This is a genomic window from Pararoseomonas sp. SCSIO 73927, assembly GCF_037040815.1.
GTDB lineage: Bacteria > Pseudomonadota > Alphaproteobacteria > Acetobacterales > Acetobacteraceae > Roseomonas.
Genome location: NZ_CP146232.1, coordinates 1981632 through 1998689, shown reverse-complemented (window position 1 = coordinate 1998689; position 17058 = coordinate 1981632). Strand labels below are relative to the sequence as shown.

Annotated in this window: 13 protein-coding genes; 4 read left to right on the top strand and 9 right to left on the bottom strand. The window is 71.0% G+C overall.

What is annotated here, in order from left to right:
• Positions 1-3: 3 nt before the first annotated feature.
• Positions 4-2973, top strand: a complete 2970-nt coding sequence (locus tag VQH23_RS09495) for an ATP-binding cassette domain-containing protein (RefSeq protein WP_338665394.1) — start codon at positions 4-6, stop codon at positions 2971-2973.
• 316 nt (positions 2974-3289) lie between these two features.
• Positions 3290-3991 (top strand): hypothetical protein, encoded by a 702-nt coding sequence (locus VQH23_RS09490; RefSeq protein ID WP_338665393.1) that lies wholly within the window; start codon positions 3290-3292, stop codon positions 3989-3991.
• A gap of 25 nt (positions 3992-4016) precedes the next feature.
• On the opposite strand, the gene VQH23_RS09485 is transcribed toward VQH23_RS09490, so the two are convergent.
• The gene (locus VQH23_RS09485) at positions 4017-4493 is read right to left on the bottom strand and encodes a GNAT family N-acetyltransferase (RefSeq protein WP_338665392.1); all 477 of its coding nucleotides are present in this window, start codon (positions 4491-4493) and stop codon (positions 4017-4019) included.
• A gap of 87 nt (positions 4494-4580) precedes the next feature.
• Here VQH23_RS09485 and VQH23_RS09480 point away from each other — a divergent pair, with 87 nt between their 5' ends.
• Positions 4581-5573 (top strand): tripartite tricarboxylate transporter substrate-binding protein, encoded by a 993-nt coding sequence (locus VQH23_RS09480; RefSeq protein ID WP_338665391.1) that lies wholly within the window; start codon positions 4581-4583, stop codon positions 5571-5573.
• 301 nt (positions 5574-5874) lie between these two features.
• Here the strand turns inward: VQH23_RS09480 and VQH23_RS09475 are convergent, their stop codons facing one another.
• The 7 genes from VQH23_RS09475 to cyoA all read right to left on the bottom strand — a co-directional run bounded on the left by VQH23_RS09475 (position 5875) and on the right by cyoA (position 12800).
• Complete coding sequence (locus VQH23_RS09475; protein WP_338665390.1) at positions 5875-6420, bottom strand: response regulator transcription factor; 546 nt, start codon at positions 6418-6420, stop codon at positions 5875-5877.
• Positions 6398-7720 (bottom strand): ATP-binding protein, encoded by a 1323-nt coding sequence (locus VQH23_RS09470; protein WP_338665389.1) that lies wholly within the window; start codon positions 7718-7720, stop codon positions 6398-6400. Before VQH23_RS09470 ends, VQH23_RS09475 begins: the two co-directional genes overlap by 23 nt.
• Before the next feature lie 115 nt (positions 7721-7835).
• Positions 7836-8603 carry an SURF1 family protein gene (locus tag VQH23_RS09465; RefSeq protein WP_338665388.1) on the bottom strand — a complete coding sequence of 256 codons (768 nt, stop codon included), beginning with the start codon at positions 8601-8603 and terminating at the stop codon, positions 7836-7838.
• 15 nt (positions 8604-8618) lie between these two features.
• The gene (gene cyoD, locus VQH23_RS09460) at positions 8619-9044 is read right to left on the bottom strand and encodes a cytochrome o ubiquinol oxidase subunit IV (RefSeq protein ID WP_338665387.1); all 426 of its coding nucleotides are present in this window, start codon (positions 9042-9044) and stop codon (positions 8619-8621) included.
• Positions 9044-9673 carry a cytochrome o ubiquinol oxidase subunit III gene (gene cyoC, locus VQH23_RS09455; protein ID WP_338665386.1) on the bottom strand — a complete coding sequence of 210 codons (630 nt, stop codon included), beginning with the start codon at positions 9671-9673 and terminating at the stop codon, positions 9044-9046. The genes cyoD and cyoC overlap by 1 nt, the downstream gene beginning before the upstream one ends.
• A gap of 4 nt (positions 9674-9677) precedes the next feature.
• Entirely contained in the window at positions 9678-11675 is a 1998-nt protein-coding gene (gene cyoB / locus VQH23_RS09450) for a cytochrome o ubiquinol oxidase subunit I (RefSeq protein WP_338665385.1), read from the bottom strand.
• Between the two features lie 3 nt (positions 11676-11678).
• Positions 11679-12800 carry a ubiquinol oxidase subunit II gene (gene cyoA / locus VQH23_RS09445; RefSeq protein ID WP_338665384.1) on the bottom strand — a complete coding sequence of 374 codons (1122 nt, stop codon included), beginning with the start codon at positions 12798-12800 and terminating at the stop codon, positions 11679-11681.
• Between the two features lie 193 nt (positions 12801-12993).
• Here cyoA and VQH23_RS09440 point away from each other — a divergent pair, with 193 nt between their 5' ends.
• Positions 12994-14364: an MFS transporter gene (locus VQH23_RS09440; protein WP_338665383.1), complete on the top strand. Its 1371-nt coding sequence runs from the start codon at positions 12994-12996 to the stop codon at positions 14362-14364.
• Between the two features lie 450 nt (positions 14365-14814).
• Here VQH23_RS09440 and rpsA read toward each other — a convergent pair whose 3' ends face one another.
• Positions 14815-16545, bottom strand: a complete 1731-nt coding sequence (rpsA, locus tag VQH23_RS09435; protein WP_338665382.1) for a 30S ribosomal protein S1 — start codon at positions 16543-16545, stop codon at positions 14815-14817.
• Between the last annotated feature and the right edge of the window lie 513 nt (positions 16546-17058).

The following is a 17058-nucleotide window of genomic DNA, read 5'->3' as shown; positions in this document are numbered from 1 at the left end:
TCCGTGCCCGACGACATCGCGCCCCCGCCCCCCGCCCTGCCCGCCGCCGCACCGGATGCCGCTCCCACCGGGACGCCCCCCGGATCGTCGCCGACGCGCCCCATCCCCCTGGCCACCCCCTTCCCGGCCCATGCGCCGCTGCGGCTGGACGATCCCTCCATCCGGTGGCTTGTCGTCGCCGGCACCGTCACCCTCTTCGCCACCGCCGCCCCGCAGCCCCCGGCCACGGAGGGGCCGCGGCGCTATCTCGGCACCGTGAGGGCCGGCGGGATGCTCTGCGGCGTCGGCACCGCCCTCACCGGCGCCACCCTTCTCGCGGTCGGCGGCGCCGATGCCCGGCTGCTGCCCCTGCCCGAAGGGGAGGACGCGCCGGCGCTGCTGGCGGCGGCGGTGGATGGCTGGGGCCGCGCCCTCGCCTCCGGCCTCGCCCGCCCCATGTCCCCCCGCCCGCGCACGGACCTCGCGGTCTCCGGCGGCACCGGCACGCTCTACCCGCCCGCCGGCACCGTGGTCGCCGCGCGGGGCGCGCCCACCTGGGTCCGCATCACCGGCGAGGGCTGGCTGCTGCTGGGGCTGGAGCCCGTCGAGGGCCTGCTTCCCCTGCCGGCCGAGGCGTGGCTCGTCGCCGGCAACGGCAGCCTTCGGCCCCTGGCCGCCGAGGAGGCGCTGGCCGAACCGGACTGGGAGGCCGGGCTCGCCGCCCTCAACGCCGCGGGGCTGGACGCCCTACCCGCCGCCCTGGCCCTGGGCGCCGCCGACGAGCTGAACCGCCGCCGCCTGCGCGAGGAGCGCGAGGCGGAGGCCGAGGCGGAGGGGCGCGCCTCCTTCGCCGCCATCCTCGGCAACCCCGTGGAACGCCCCGAGCCGGCGAATGCCGACCCGCTGATGCCGGTGTTCCGCGCCGTCGCCGCGAGCCTCGGCCTCCGTGCCCGCCGTCTGGTGCGCGTCCGCAGCACGGACGTGGACGCCACCTCCACGCTGGAGGAGCTGGCCCGCGCCTCCGGCCTGCGCCTCCGCCCCGCCCATCTGGAGGGGCGCTGGTGGGAGGAGGACCACGGCCCCCTCTTCGCCACCCGGGCGGACGGCGCCACCGTCGGCCTGCTGCCGGAGGAGCGCGGCTACCGCCTCGTCACCCCCGAGCGCCCGGACGGCGCGCGGCTGGACGCGGCGACGGCGGGGACCCTCTCGCGGGAGGCGCAGGCGCCGATCCTGCCGCTGCCGCGCAAGGCTCTCGGCCTGTCGGACCTCGTTGGGGCGGGGATGCGGCGCGCGGGCGGGGACGTGACGGCGATCTTCGCCACGATGCTCGTCGGCGCGGCGCTCGGCCAGGCCGTGCCGCTGGCCACCGGCGTCGCCTTCACCCTGCTCATCCCCGGCGGCCACCTGCCGGAACTGGCCCAGCTCGGCCTCGCTATGGTCCTCGTCGCCGCCGTCGCGTGGGCCACCCGTCTGGGCGGGGAGATCGCGCGCCAGCGCATCGAGGCCCGCGCCGGCCCCGCCCTGCACGCCGCGATCTGGGACCGGGTGATCCGCCTGCCCCTCTCGGTTCTCAACCGTCAGACGGTGGGCGAGACGGCGGGGCGCGCGGCCACCACCATCTCCCTCGCCGCGCAGCTTCGCGGCTTTCTCTTCGCCGCCGTCTCGGCCGTCTCCGTCATCCTCTCTGCCGGTGCGGTGATGCTCGTCTCGCAGCCCATGGCGGCCGCCATCGGCCTGGGCCTGCTCGCCGTCCAGCTCCTCGCCGCCAACCTTGCGGGCTGGCTGCAGGCCCGCGCCTTCGCGAGCGGGGAGGCGCTGTCGGGCCTCGCCGACGCCATGGTGTTCCAGATCGTCTCCGGCCTCGTGAAGCTGCGCCTGGCAGGGGCGGAGCACCGGGCCGCCGCCGTCTGGGCCGCGCGCTTCGCCGGGATGCGCGCCCGCCTCGCCGCCTCCCGCCGCGTCGGCAACGGCTACGACGCCTTCGCGGCCGGCTTCGCCGTGCTCTCCACCGCCGCCGCCTTCCTCGTCATCGCGGGGCTGCAGAAGGTGGAGCCGGGGCAGGCGCCCCCGTCCCTCTCCTCCGTCATGACCTTCCTCTCGGCCTACGGGCTGATGGCCGGCTCCGGCACGCAGCTCGCCCGGGCCGTCTTCTCGCTCTGGCTCATGGCTCCCAGCCACCGCTTCGCCAAGCCGCTGCTGGACTCCCTGCCGGAGGCCGAGGACGGGCGCGTGGACCCCGGCCGCCTCAGCGGCGGGCTGGAACTCTCCAACCTCGCCTTCCGCTACGGCCCGACCGACCCCTGGATCTTCGCCGGCCTCAGCCTGCGCGTGGAGCCCGGCGAGTTCGTCGCGATCGTCGGCCGGTCCGGCGCCGGCAAGTCCACCCTCGTCCGCCTCCTCCTCGGCCTGGAGCAGCCCGCCAGCGGCGCCATCTTCATGGACGGCCACGATATCCGCACCCTCGACCTCGGCGTGCTGCGCCAGCAGGTCGCCACCGTGCTGCAGGCCGGCCGCGTGCCACCGGGCAGCGTGCGCGACGCCGTGCGCGGCCTCACCCCCGCCGACGATGCCGCCGTCTGGGCCGCACTCGACGCCGCCGCCCTCGGTGCCGACATCCGCGCCATGCCCATGGGCTTGGAGACCGTGCTGACCGACGCCAGCCGCGTCCTCTCCGGCGGCCAGGCCCAGCGCCTGCTGCTCGCCCGCGCCCTGCTGCAGAAACCCGCCCTGATGATCCTGGACGAGGCGACCAGCGCCCTCGACAACGTCACCCAGCGCGCCACCATGCGCGCCATCCGGACGGTGTCGGCCACCCGCATCGTCATCGCCCACCGCCTCTCGACCATCCGGCACGCGGACCGCATCGTGGTGCTGGACAATGGGCGGATCGCGGAGACGGGGAGCTTCGACGAGCTGATCCGGCGCAAGAACGGCCTCTTCGCGCGCCAGTTCGCGGAGGAGGCGCGCTGGCAGGCCTCGACGCGCCGCTCCTGACGGGTCCGGAGCCAGGGGGCGCCGCCCCCTGGAACCCCCGCCAAGGGCCTGAGGCCCCTGGACCCCCGTCCGGCTGCCGCCGCCCCGTCCTGAGACGGAATCGCCGCGTGAGAGGCTTCTTCCTGCCCTTGCAGTCGCCTCGGGTCATCGACCCGAGGCGCGCCGGCAGCCGAGAGAGACCAACTTCTAGAAGAAGATGATGGTGAGGGGTCCGGGGAGAGGAAGAATTCCTTCTTCTCTCCCTGGCCACGGACCGACAGCGAGGAACACGCCATCCCATACCCTTACTTAACCCTTGTGCCCTAACCTGCCGCCCATGAGCACGCAGGCAGTGCATTCCATCGCGCCGCGGACCGCGCGCCCGGCCAAGGCCGTTGCGAAGACGGCGGACTTCAAGGGCGCGCTGGTCCGCGCACAGGCTCCGTTCGTGCCCGCTACCCGGCCCGCAGCCTCGCCCGGTTCGGTGGCCATGGCCGCGCGCGGAGGGGATGCCACGTTCCGCAACCGCATCGCCGCGCAGGAGAGCGCGGGGGCGGGCTGGGCTGCCCGCAACGCCGCCTCCGGCGCCATCGGGCGCTATCAGATGCTGCCCGTCGCCCTGCGCGACATCGGCTGGCAGGGGGCGGATGGTGGCTGGACGGAGCGCGCCGCGGCCCTGGGCGTGCGGAGCGAGGCGGAGTTCCTCGCCAACCCCGCCGCGCAGGAGGCTGCGATGAGCCAGTATCTCCAGCGCACGGAGCGGCAGCTTGCCGCGAACGGGGCGCTGGGGGCGGCCGGGCGCACCGTCACGGCCACGGACGGCCAGCCGCTGGCCATCACGCAGGCCGGGCTTGTCGCCGCTGCCCATCGGCGTGGCGCCGGCACCGTGGCGCGCTGGCTGGACCACCGCACCCGCACGCCGGACGCCCCTTTGCCGGAGCCCACCCGCGCCGCCTTTGCCAGCGTGGAGCGGCGGCTGCGCGACTTCGCCGGCACCAGCGTCGCCGCGCGGCCGGGGGCCGGGGCGCTTCCTGCCTGAGCGGTGCCGGGCTGGGAACGGGGGCTCAGCCCTTCCGCATGAAGAGCACCGGCAGGGTCACGCCGCCGCCCACGTGCCGCTCCCCCGCGCGGTCGGCCACGTAGCCAAGGCTTTCATAGAGGGGCACGGCACCGAGATAGGCGCGCAGCACGAAACGCCCGTGGCCCGCGACGCGCGCCCGCTCCTCCGCCGCCCGCACCAGCCGCGTCGCCAGGCCCTGCCGCGCGGCGTCCGGGTGCACGAAAACCTTTCGGATCCGCGCGGCCCCGTCCGGCTGCGGCAGCCAGCCCGCGCTGCCCAGCAGGGCGCCGTCCCGCTCCGCCACCCAGATGTCGCTCGCCAGCACCTCCGGCACGTAGTCCGGCGCCTCCAGCATCGCGCGGTAGGCCGGCACGACGGAGGGCGGGTAGGCGGTGGCCAGCGCCGCGAAGGAGGCGCCGTGCAGGGCCACCAGTGCCGGGATCTCCCCGTCACGCAGGGGGCGCAGATGGGATGGGCTCATCACGGCTTCCGGGAAGGGGTCGTCGGGCGCAAGATCGCCGCCTGGAACGGCCCCGCCAAGGGCCGCGCAACGGGCCGAGGAAACACCATGCGCTCCCCCACCACCGGCCGCCGGCCCTTCCTGGCCGCGGCCCTGCCGGCACTGGCCGCCCCCGCCCTCATCCCCCGCGGCGCGCTGGGCCAGGGCGGGTTCCCGAACCGCCCGGTCCGCCTCGTCGTCGCCTTCGCCGCCGGCGGCAACTCGGACACCATGTCCCGCCTCATTCAGCCCCGCCTCTCGGAGTTCCTGGGGCAACCGGTGGTGGTGGAGAACCGCGCGGGCGCGGGCGGCGCGCTGGCCGCCGGGCAGGTCGCGGGCGCCCCGGCGGACGGGCACACCCTGTTCTTCGACGCCGCCTCCTTCATCATCGCCCAGTTCATCCACCGCAACCTGCCCTTCGACTACGAGCGGGACTTCCAGCCCGTCGGCATGGTGGCGGAGGTTCCCTACATCCTCGCCGTCACCACCGGCACCGGCATCCGCGACCTGAAGGGCTACCTGGAGCAGGCGAAGATCGCGCGGGACGGCCTGCCCTTCGGCTCCCCCGGCGTCGGCAACACCGGCCACCTCGCCGGTGCCCTGCTGGCCCATCGCAGCGGGACGAAGATGGAGCACATCCCCTACCGCGGCGGCGCGGAGGTCGCGCGCGACCTCGCGGGCGGCACCCTCCCCTCCGGCTATCTCTCCCTCAACTCCCTCTCCCCCGTGCTGGAGGCCGGCAAGGCCCGCGCCATCGCCCTGACCAGCGGCACCCGCATGGGCATCGAGAGCGTGCCCACCATCGCCGAATCCGGCTTCCCCGGCTTCGACCTGACAAGCTGGAACGCCATCTTCTGCCGCACCGGCACCCCCGAGCCGATCCGCCGCAAGCTGGAAGAGGCGGTGAACTTCGCCACCCGAGACGCGGAGGTGCGCCAGCGCCTGGCCGCCATGGGCGCGACCGCCGTTCCCGCCGATGCGGACCGCCTGGCCGCGCGCCTAGTGAGCGAGCGGGCGCTGGTTCAGAACCTGATGCGGGATACGGGGATCAGCTTCGGGTAAGGAGCTTCAGGTCCTGCGATGGCGGTCCGTGGCCAGGGAGAGGAAGAAGGAATTCTTCCTCTCCCCGGACCCCTCTCCATCATCTTCTTCTAGGCTTTGAGGCTAATCCGGCTAACGGTGCGCCTCGGGTCATGGACCCGAGGCGACTGCAAGGGCAGGAAGGGGCCCGGCACCCCGAAACACCGCCCCAGAACGGCGCGGCGGCAGCCAGAAGGGGTTCCAAGGGCCTCAGGCCCTTGGCGGGGGTTCCAGGGGGCGGCGCCCCCTGGCTCCGAACCTGTCAGAACCGGGCGCCCCCAGCCTAATCCACCTGCCGCTTCTCGAGCTTTCGCGCCAGCGTTCGCCGGTGCAGCCCGAGCCGCCGCGCGGATTCGGAGACGTTGAACCCCGTTTCCGCCAGGGTCTGGTGGATGCGCTCCCACTCCAGGGTCTTGATGGAGGTTGGGCGGTGGCCCAGCGGGATCTCGGCGTTGCCCTCGGCGCGGCCGAAGGCGGCCTCGATGTCGTCGGTGTTGGAGGGCTTGGCGAGGTAGTGGCAGGCGCCGAGCTTGATGGCTTCCACGGCCGTCGCGATGCTCGCGAAGCCCGTCAGCACCACGATCCGCATGTCCGGGTCGTGCTCGTGCAGGGCCTGCACGCAGGTGAGGCCGCTGGCGCCCTCCAGCTTCAGGTCCACCACGGCGTAGTGGGGCGTCCGTTCCTTCAGCAGCGCCGCCATCTCCTCGGGGCCGGAGGCGACCATCACCTCGTAGCCCCGCCGCTCGAAGGAGCGGCGGAGGGTGCGGGAGAGGCTGACATCGTCCTCCAGGATCAGCAGCAGCCGCTCAGGCGGCGTCTCGTCCGGCACCTTCACCTCCCTTTCCGATCGAGATCGCGGAGAGAGGCAGCGTGACCGTGACGACGGCCCCTCCCCCCGGCCGGTTGGCGGCCGAGACGCCGCCGCCGAGCTTGCGCACCACGTTCACCACCAGGAACAGGCCGAGGCCGCGGCCCTGCTTGCCCTTGGTGGAGGAGTAGGGCTGGCCCAGCCGCGCCAGCATCTCCGGCGGAAAGCCCGGGCCGTCGTCGCTCATCGCCAGGCGCAGCAGGCGGTCCTCCCGCGCCGCGGTCAGCCGGATATGGGCGGCGGGGGCCTCCTGCGCGTTGCTCGCCAGGTTGAACAGGACCTGCTTCAGAATCGGGTCGGCGGCGATGGCCAGTTCCGGGCCGGAGCGGTCCTCGAATTCCAGGGTGCTGCCAGGGCGGGTCTCGTTCCACTCCGCCACGAACTCCGCCAGGAAGGCGCGGAGGGTCGTCGCGGCCGCCTCCTCGCCCCGCGTCTCGCCGGCGGAGAGGAGGATGCCGGAGATGATCGTCTTGCAGCGGCGCACCGCGGTCTGCATCTCCTCCATCTCCGCCCCCAGATCGGGGATGGCGCGCAGCGCCGGCATGCGCTGCCAATCGCCGAGGATGACGGAAAGGGTGGCCAGTGGCGTCCCCAACTCGTGCGCGGCGCCGGAGGCGAGGAGGCCCATCCGCACGATGTGCTCCTCCTGCATAGCCTGTTGCCGCAGATGGGCGAGGCGCGCGTCCCGCACCCGCAGGTTCCGGCTGATGCGGGTGACGAAGACGACCAGCAGCACCGCGTCCAGCACGAAGCACACCAGGAAGCCCTGGAGGTGCAGGCGATAGGGGTCGGCACCGAGCGCCTCGGGCAGCGCCAGCGGCCGGTGCAGGAAGGAGAGGCCGAGCACGCAGAGGCAGGTGACGGCGGCCACCGCCCAGGCCCAGCGCAGCGGCAACAACACGGCGGCGAGCGTGACCTGCAGCAGGAAGAGGGAGATGAACGGGTTCGTCACCCCGCCGCTGAGGAAAAGCTGCGCGGTCAGCGCCGCCACGTCCAGCATCACGACGAGGAAGAGTTCCCAGGACCGCACGGGCGCCCGCAGCCGCAGGCGGAGCAGGGAGGCGAGGTTCAGCAGCACCAGCCCTGCGGCGACGGCGCCCATCGCCACCAGCGGCACGGAGACCCCCAGCCCCACATGGGTAAAGCCCGCCGTCACCACCTGTCCGAACACGGCCATCCAGCGCAGCTGCACGAGCTGCAGCATGTTCTTGCGCCCGGCCGTGTCGGCCCGCGCCGCGGGGAGCGGGGGGAGCTCCGCCATCGCTCCGACGGCCTCCGCGTTCCGGCCCATCGCGCCCTCCGAACCTGGCCCACCGCTCTTCCGGCCCGCGGGCACCCCTGAAGCCTCCGGATCGGGCGCGGCGTTATCGAGGGCATCATGCCCGGCCCGCCCGCACCCGCCACTCCGACAGGAGCAGGAAGCAGATGGCCCCGGCCAGCATCAGCGCCAGCCCGTACCAAGTCAGCGCGTAGAGCAGGTGGGTGTTGCGGAAGGAAACGACGGTCAGGCCGCCCACCGGCGGCGACGCCGCGGCCGAGGCCTCGGCATCCACGAAATAGGGCGCGACCGCGCCTTCCAGGCCCCGCGCGGCCGCGATCGCCGCCACGTCGCGCGAGTACCACCACCCCCCGGCCGGGTCGTTGGCGCGCAGGAATCCGCCGCCGGGCTCTGTGATCCGCAGCAGCCCGACGATCTCCGTCCCTTCCGCCGGGGGCGGCGCGGCCCGCTGCGTCGCGACGCTCCGCTCCCCCGGCACGAAGCCGCGGTTCACCAGCACCTGCCAGCCCTCATCCGTGCGGAAGGGCTCCAGCAGCCAGAAGCCGCCGCCGAGCGCGGTGGTGGCCGCCACCAGCGTTCCCCGCCCTGGCAGGAAGCGGCCGGAGAGGCGGACGCGCCGGTACTCGTCGGAGGCGACGTCCAGGCCGGGCCAGGCATCCGGCCCGGGGGCCGGCACGGCGGGCGCGTGCACCCGCGTCTCCACCCGCTCGATCAGGTCCAGCTTCCAGGCCCGGCGCGCCACCTGCCAGTTGCCGAGCGCGACGGTCACGCCCAGCCCCAGCAGCAGCAGCGCCAGAAAGGCGAGGAGCCGGGCCGGCCGCCGGGCTGCCCCGTCCGCCGCGCCCGGCTCCCCATCCACGGTCATGCGTTCGGGCGCCCGTCAGTCCATGTTCCGCATGTCGTGCGGCATCGGCATCATGTTGGCGTTCATGTGGTACATGACCCAGATCGAGCCCGCGAGGGTGATCACCACCACCACCAGCGTGAAGATCAGCGCCAGCATGGTCCAGCCGCCCTCGGCCCGGCTGTTCATGTGCAGGAAGTAGACCATGTGGACGACGATCTGCACCACGGCCAGCGCCATGACGACGAAGGCCGTGATCCGCGTGTCGGAGAACACGTTCCCCATGACCAGGGCGAAGGGAATGACCGTGAGGATCGCGGCCAGCAGGAACCCCGTCAGGTAACCCTTGAACGAGCCGTGCGGCGCTCCGCCGTGCTCGTCCTGCCCGTGACCGCCATGACCGTGTTCGCCATGGGCGCCCTGCGCCGCGTGGCCGTCGGCGCGCACCGCTTCCGCGCTCATCACAGCACCCCCATCAGGTACACGTAGGAGAAGACGCCGATCCAGATCACGTCGAGGAAGTGCCAGAACAGGCTGAGGCACATCAGGCGGCGCTTGTTGTCCTCGATCAGCCCGCGCTGGGCCACCTGCACCATCAGCACCACCAGCCAGAGGATGCCGAAGGACACGTGCAGCCCGTGCGTGCCCACCAGGGTGAAGAAGGAGGAGAGGAAGGCGCTGCGCCAGGGCCCCGCCCCCACATGGATCAGGTGGGAGAACTCGTAGAGTTCCAAGCAGAGGAAGGCCACGCCGAACAGGCCGGTGACGCCGAGCCAGAGCAGCGTGCCCCCCTTCCTGCCCGCCGCCATCTGCAGCATCGCGAAGCCGTAGGTGATGGAGGAGAAGAGCAGCATGGCGGTGTTGGCCGCCACCAGCGGCAGGTCGAACAGCTCCTTCGGGGTCGGCCCGGCCGCGTAGTTGCGGCCGAGCACGCCGTAGCAGGCGAAGAGCACGGCGAAGATGAGGCAGTCGCTCATCAGGTAGAGCCAGAAGCCCAGCGCGGTGCTGGACCCGGCATGCGCGTGCTCGTCCTTCTCGAGGTAGAAGACGACCTTCTCGCCGTCGGCGGCAGGTCCCACGGATGCGGACATGGCCCTACTCCCCCGCCAGGGCGGCGCTGCGGGCCTGCTCGGTCCGCGCCACCTCGTCGGCTGGGATCCAGTAGTCCCGGTGGTAGTTGAAGGTGTGGGCGATGGCGACGAGCACGATCAGCGCGAAGCTGCCGGCCGCCAGCCACCACATGTACCAGATCATGCCGAAGGCGAAGGCGATGGAAAGGACCGAGAGGATCACCCCCGTGCCCGTGCTCTTCGGCATGTGGATGGGCTGGAAGCCCGCCAGCGGCCGCGTGTAGCCCCGCTTCTTCATGTCGGACCAGGCGTCGTGGTCGTGGATGATGGGGGTAAAGGCAAAGTTGTAGGCCGGCGGCGGGGAGGAGGTGGCCCACTCCAGCGTCCGCCCGTCCCACGGGTCGCCCGTCACGTCGCGCAGCTCGTTCCGGCGCAGGTAGCTCACCACGAGCTGGACCAGGAAGCTGGCAATGCCGCAGGCGATCAGCACGGCGCCAAAGGCCGCGATGATGAACCAGATCTGGATCGAGCTGTCCTCAAAGTGGTTCAGGCGGCGCGTCACGCCCATGAGGCCGAGCACGTAGAGCGGGGTGAAGGCCACCCAGAAGCCCACGAGCCAGAACCAGAAGGACATCTTCCCCCAGAACGGGTCCAGCTTGTAGCCGAAGGCCTTGGGGAACCAGTAGGTGATGCCGGCCAGCATGCCGAACAGCACGCCGCCGATGATCACGTTGTGGAAGTGCGCCACCAGGAACAGCGTGTTGTGGAACTGGAAGTCCGCCGGCGGGATGGCCAGCATCACGCCCGTCATGCCGCCGATCACGAAGGTCGGCATGAAGCCCACCACCCACATCATCGGCACCTCGTACCGGATGCGGCCGCGGAACATGGTGAACAGCCAGTTGAAGATCTTCGCGCCCGTCGGGATCGAGATGATCATCGTCGTGATCCCGAAGAACGAGTTCACGCTGGCCCCCGACCCCATGGTGAAGAAGTGGTGCAGCCAGACCAGGTAGGCGAGGATGGTGATGACCACGGTCGCGTAGACCATGGAGGTGTAGCCGAAGAGGCGCTTGCCGGAGAAGGTGGAGGTGATCTCGGAGAAGACGCCGAAGGCCGGCAGGATCAGGATGTAGACCTCCGGGTGGCCCCAGATCCAGATCAGGTTCACGTACATCATCGCGTTGCCGCCGAGGCCCGCGGTGAAGAAGTTCGTGCCGACGTAGCGGTCCAGCGAGAGCAGCGCCAGCGTTGCGCCCAGCACGGGGAAGGAGGCGACGATGAGGATGTTGCTGCACAGCGCCGTCCAGGTGAAGACGGGCAGCTTCATCATCGTCATGCCCGGCGCGCGCATCTTCACGATGGTCGCGATCAGGTTCACGCCGGACAACGTTGTCCCGACGCCCGCCACCTGCAGCGCCCAGATATAGTAGTCTACCCCCACGCCCGGGCTGTTCGTGATGTCGGAGAGCGGCGGGAAGGCCAGCCAGCCCGTCATCGCGAACTCGCCGATGAAGAGGGACATCATCACGATGACCGCGCCCGCCGCCGTCATCCAGAAGCTGAAGTTGTTCAGGAAGGGAAAGGAGACGTCGCGGGCACCGATCTGAAGCGGCACCACGAGGTTCATCAGCCCCGTCACCAGCGGCATGGCGACGAAGAAGATCATGATCACGCCGTGGGCGGTGAAGATCTGGTCGTAGTGGTGCGGGGGCAGGAAGCCCTCGTTCCCGAAGGCGACGGCCTGCTGGCCGCGCATCATCAGCGCGTCCGCAAAGCCGCGCAGCAGCATCACGATGGCCAGGACCACGTACATGATCCCGATCCGCTTGTGGTCCACGCTCGTGAACCACTCCTTCCACAGGTAGCCCCAGAGGCGGAAGTAGGTGATCGCCCCCAGCAGCGCGAGCCCGCCCAGCGCCACCACGACGAAGGTGCCGACGAGGATGGGGTCGTGGATCGGGAAGCTCTCCAGGGAGAGCCGCCCGAAGACGGAGGTCCAGAAATCCGGGTTGGAGAACATGGCTTACTCAGCGGTTCCGGTCAGGGGGGTAGGGGCGAGGGCCAGGACAGGCCCCGCCTCGCTGGTCTCGGTGGGCAGGCCCGTGGGCCGGCTCGGGGTGCAGAAGTCCAGCACGTAGGGGCGGTCGGACTCGTGGCCCACGCCCTCGCGCCGGGCCACGCCGCCGGCGTGGACGCGCCGGGTGGCCGTGTTGATCGCGGCCACGGGGCCGATGCCGCCGCGCGCGTCCAGCCGCGCCATCTCGCTCATGCACATCCGGCCGGGCTCCACGCACTGGTCGGCGATGGCGCCGAACAGGCCGGGATCGACGGAGGCGAAGCGGCGCGGCGCGTCCTTGATGCTCGGCCGGGCGAGGGTGAGGTACTCCTCGCGCCCGAGATTGCCGCCCTGGCCCGCCCTCGTCTCGGCCACCCAGCGGTCGAAATCGGCCTGGGGCATGGCGCGCATGGTGAAGCGCATGTCGGAGAAGCCCGCGCCGCTGTAGTGGCCGGAGAAGCCGTGGTAGTCGCCCGGCTTGTTCATCACGGCGTGCAGCTTCGTCACCATCCCCGGCATGGCGTAGATCATCCCCGCCATCTCCGGCACGGAGAGGGTGTTCATCACGGAGGAGGCGCTGAGCCGGAACTGGATCGGCACATCCACCGGCACGGCCAGCTCGTTCACGGTCGCGAAGCCCTGCTGGGGGTAGATGAACAGCCACTTCCAGTCGAGCGCCACCACGTCCACCTCGATCGGCGCCACGCCCTCCGGCACGGGCCGGGCGGCGTCGATCCGCGCCAGCGGGCGGTAGGGGTCGAGCAGGTGCGTGCTCACCCAGGTGAGCGCGCCCAGCGCCACGATGATGACCAGCGGCGCGGTCCAGATGAGAACCTCGAGACTCGTGGAGTGGTACCAGTCCGGATCGTACTTCGCCTTCGTGTTGGAGGCGCGGTAGCGCCAAGCGAAGTAGAAGATGAGCAGCAGCACCGGCACGACGATGATGAGCATCAGCACGGTGGAGGCGACGATGAGGTCGCGCTGCTGCACCGCCACGTCCCCCGAGGGGTTGAGGATGGAGAGCTTGCAGCCGGTGAGGAGGGCCATGATGGCCATCAGGGGCAGAAGACGCAGGATCTTGCGGGACATGCCGTTCACTCGTGGACCATGGTGCAGCGCAGCGCGGACATAGAGATTCCGCAACCCGAGGGGGATAGGACACTTTGTCCTATCGGTTCCACGCGCAATGCCATGACATATGGCGCGGGCGCGCTGCACCGGCGTTCCCGCCCGGCGTTCCCGCGCGTACGCAGGATTGCCTTATATTAGGTGAGGGTTGGACTTGAGCACGAGCATCGGGCCCCAGGGCATGGCGCACTCCGCCGGCCAGCCGCATTCGACGGAGCTGGAACGCCACGCGCGCGAGGCCAACCGCACCCACGGGGCAAAGGAGCACCGCGTCGCACCGGGCGAGATCGCCATCGGCGTGGTCATCGGCCGCACGTCGGAGTTCTTCGACTTCTTCGTCTACGCCATCGCCACGGTCCTGGTGTTTCCGCGCTTCCTCTTCCCGGAATCCAGCCCGAACACGGCGATGCTCCTCTCCTTCGCCCTTTTCGCGCTGGCCTTCGTGGCCCGGCCGATCGGGTCCGCCATCTTCATGTGGCTGGACCGGCGCCATGGCCGGGCGGTGAAGCTCACCATCGCCCTCTTCCTGCTGGGCTCCGCCACCGCCGGCATCGCCTTCCTGCCGGGCCATGGCTGGGTCGGCGGCTGGGCGGCGGTCCTGCTCGGCCTGTTCCGCTTCGCGCAGGGCCTCGCCCTCGGCGGCACCTGGGACGGGCTGGCCTCCCTCCTGGCCCTCAACGCCCCCCACGAGAAGCGGGGCTGGTACGCCATGCTGCCCCAGCTTGGCGCCCCGCTGGGCTTCCTTCTGGCGGCGGCCATCTTCGCCTTCCTCCTCTCCGCCCTGCCGGACGCGGATTTCCAGGAATGGGGCTGGCGCTACCCCTTCTTCGTGGCCTTCGCGGTCAACGTGGTGGCCCTCTTCGCCCGCCTCCGCATCGTGGCCACCGACGAGTTCTCCAACCTGCTGGAGAAGGACGAGCTCCAGCCCGTCGGGATCGGGGAGCTGGTGAACACCAACGGGCGCAACGTCCTCATCGGCGCCTTCGTCCCGCTGGCCACCTTTGCCCTGTTCCACCTCGTCACCGTCTTCCCGCTGGCCTGGATCATCCTCCAGACCGACCGCGACGGCCGGGACGTGCTGGAAGCCCAGATGATCGGCTCCGCCATGATGCTGTTCACGGTCCTGCTCTCTGGCTGGCTCGGCGACCTCATCGGCCGCCGGCGCCTGCTCGCCATCAGCGCGGTCCTCATCGGCGCCTTCGCGATCGGCGGCCCCTTCCTCCTGGCCGGGCGCAGCTCGGGCCCGGACACCTTCGTCATCCTTGGCTTCGCCCTGCTCGGCCTCTCCTTCGGCCAGTCCAGCGGCGCCGTGGCCTCCAGCTTCAACCGCCGCGTCCGGTACACGGGCTCCGCCCTCACCTCGGACATCGCCTGGCTCATCGGCGCAGGCTTCGCCCCCCTGGCGGTCCTGGCCCTGTCCAACGCGTTCGGCGTGGCCTCCGTCGGGGCCTATCTCCTCTCCGGCGTCGTCTGCACCCTCGTGGCGCTCACCACCAACCGGCAGATGGAAATGCGGGACCGCTGAGCGCCGGCCCATCCCACGGAAAGGCGGGCGGCCCCAGGGGCGCCCGCCTTTTTTGTGTCCGCGGCGCAGGTGGCCCCAGGGGAGAGAAGGAGTTCTCTTCCCCGTTGGAGGCAGTGCCTCCAACCCCCTCACATTTTCTTCTAAGGAGCTGCCGCGGGATGCCCGGCTGACCGCGGCGGCCCGGGCCGACACGGTGTCGAAGGTCCTCAAGCGCCGCCCTCGACCACCACATCCGCGGCAGCCCGATCGCGGGATCCGGGGTGGCCGCCGCTACCCCGGTGGGGGTTCCAAGGGGCAAAGCCCCCCGGGGAACGACCGGTGCGCCACCCCGACGCCGGCGGCGAGGGCCGTGCAAGACCCGGATCAGGGCGAAGCGGACGCCGCGATGCCCAAAGAAAAAGGGCCGCCCCTCGCGGGACGGCCCCTTTCAAACTGCCTCCCGGCGGACGATCACTCGTCCGAGGAGAGGTTCCGGCGGCGGATGGCCGCGCCGAGGATGTCGCCCAGCGAGGCGCCGCTGTCGGAGGTGCCGTAATCCTGCACCGCCTGACGCTCCTCCTCGATCTCCTTGCCCTTGATGGTCAGGGCCAGGCGGCGGGCGGCGCGGTCCACGGCCGTCACCTTCGCATCGACCTTCTCGCCGATCGCGAACTTCTCGGGCCGCTGGTCGTTGCGGTCGCGGGCCAGCTCGGCGCGGCGGATGAAGCCCGTCAGGACCTCGTCAACCTTCACCTCGATGCCGTTGGCCTCGACCTTGGTCACCGTGCAGGTGACGACATCGCCCTTGCGCACCTTGTCCAACACCTCGGCGGCCGGGTCGGCCTCGAGCTGCTTGATGCCGAGGGAGATGCGCTCCTTCTCGATGTCGATGTCGAGGACCTTGGCCTTGACCGTGTCGCCCTTGTTGTAGTTCGCCATCGCCTGCTCCGGCGACAGGTCCCACGACAGGTCGGACATGTGGACCATGCCGTCGATCTCCGGCGCCAGGCCCACGAACAGACCGAACTCGGTGATGTTGCGGACCTCGCCCTCGACGATCGTGCCCGGCGGGTTGGCCTCCATGAAGACCTCCCAAGGGTTGCCCTGGGCCTGCTTCAGGCCGAGCGAGATGCGGCGCTTCGGCTCGTCCACGTCCAGAATCATCACCTCGACCTCCTGGGAGGTGGCGACGATCTTGCCGGGGTGGACGTTCTTCTTCGTCCAGGACATCTCGGACACGTGCACGAGGCCCTCGACGCCCGGCTCCAGCTCCACGAAGGCGCCGTAGTCGGTGATGTTCGTCACGCGGCCCGAGAACTTGCCCTGCACCGGGTACTTGGCGGCAACGCCATCCCACGGATCGGCCATCAGCTGCTTCATGCCGAGGCTGATGCGCTGGGTCTCCGGGTTGAAGCGGATCACCTGCACCTTGACGGGCTGGCCGATGGTCAGCGCCTCGGAGGGGTGGTTGATCCGGCGCCAGGCGATGTCCGTGACGTGCAGCAGGCCGTCCACGCCGCCCAGGTCCACGAAAGCGCCGTAATCGGTGATGTTCTTCACCACGCCGTCGAGCACCATGCCTTCCTTGAGGCCCTGGATCAGCTCGGAGCGCTGCTCCGCACGGGTCTCCTCGAGGACGGCGCGGCGGCTGACCACGATGTTCCCGCGGGCGCGGTCCATCTTCAGGATCTGAAAGGGCTGCGGGGAGCCCATCAGCGGCCCGACGTCGCGCACCGGGCGGATATCCACCTGGGAGCCGGGCAGGAAGGCGACAGCCCCGCCGAGGTCGACCGTGAAGCCACCCTTCACGCGGCCAAAGATCACGCCGTTGACGCGGACATTCGCCTGGAACTGCTTCTCCAGGTTCGTCCAGGCCTCCTCGCGGCGGGCCTTCTCGCGGCTCAGCACGATGGAGCCGTCGCGGTCCTCGTAGCGCTCCACGAAGAGCTCGACGAGGTCGCCCGGCTTCACCTCGGGCTTGGCGCCCTGGGGGGCGAACTCACGCAGGGGCACGCGCCCCTCGGACTTGAGACCGACATCGACGACCGCGACGTCGTCATCGATGCGGATCACCTTGCCGGTGACGACCGAGCCGGCAAACCCGGTGTCGGCGCCCAGCGTGGCATCGAGAAGGGAGGCGAAATCCTCGCCGCCGGCGCCCATGGAGGACGATGCCCGGTCGAGGGTGGTGGCAGAAGCCATGTAGCTCTGTTTTCCTGAGAAGGCGGCAAGCCGCCCTGGGGTCCTGCGCCCCACCCCGCGCCCGCCATGGGCCGGCCGGATGGCACGTCTTGCCCGGCTCACCGGGCCATTGCAGAGGGAAACACCCACGTATGGGTGCGCAACCGCGGGTTAAACCCTCGGCCGCGACCGTGCTTTACGCCAACCCGAGTGCGAAAGGCAAGCTCTTCGCCGCCCAAGGGGCTCCGCCCCCTGGACCCCCGCCAAGGGCCTGAGGCCCCTGGACCCCCATCTGGCTGCCGCCGCGCCGTCCTGGGACGGTGTTTCGGGGTGACGGGCCCCTTCCTGCCCTTGCAGTCGCCTCGGGTCATCGACCCGAGGCGCACCGGCAGCAGGGTGAGACCACAGCCTAGAAGAAGATGATGGTGAGGGGCCCGGGGAGAGGAAGAATTCCTTCTTCCTCTCCCTGGCCACGGACCGACAGCCCAGGATCAGCGCCGTTGCAGCGACGCATGAGGGTGCATCGCGACCGAA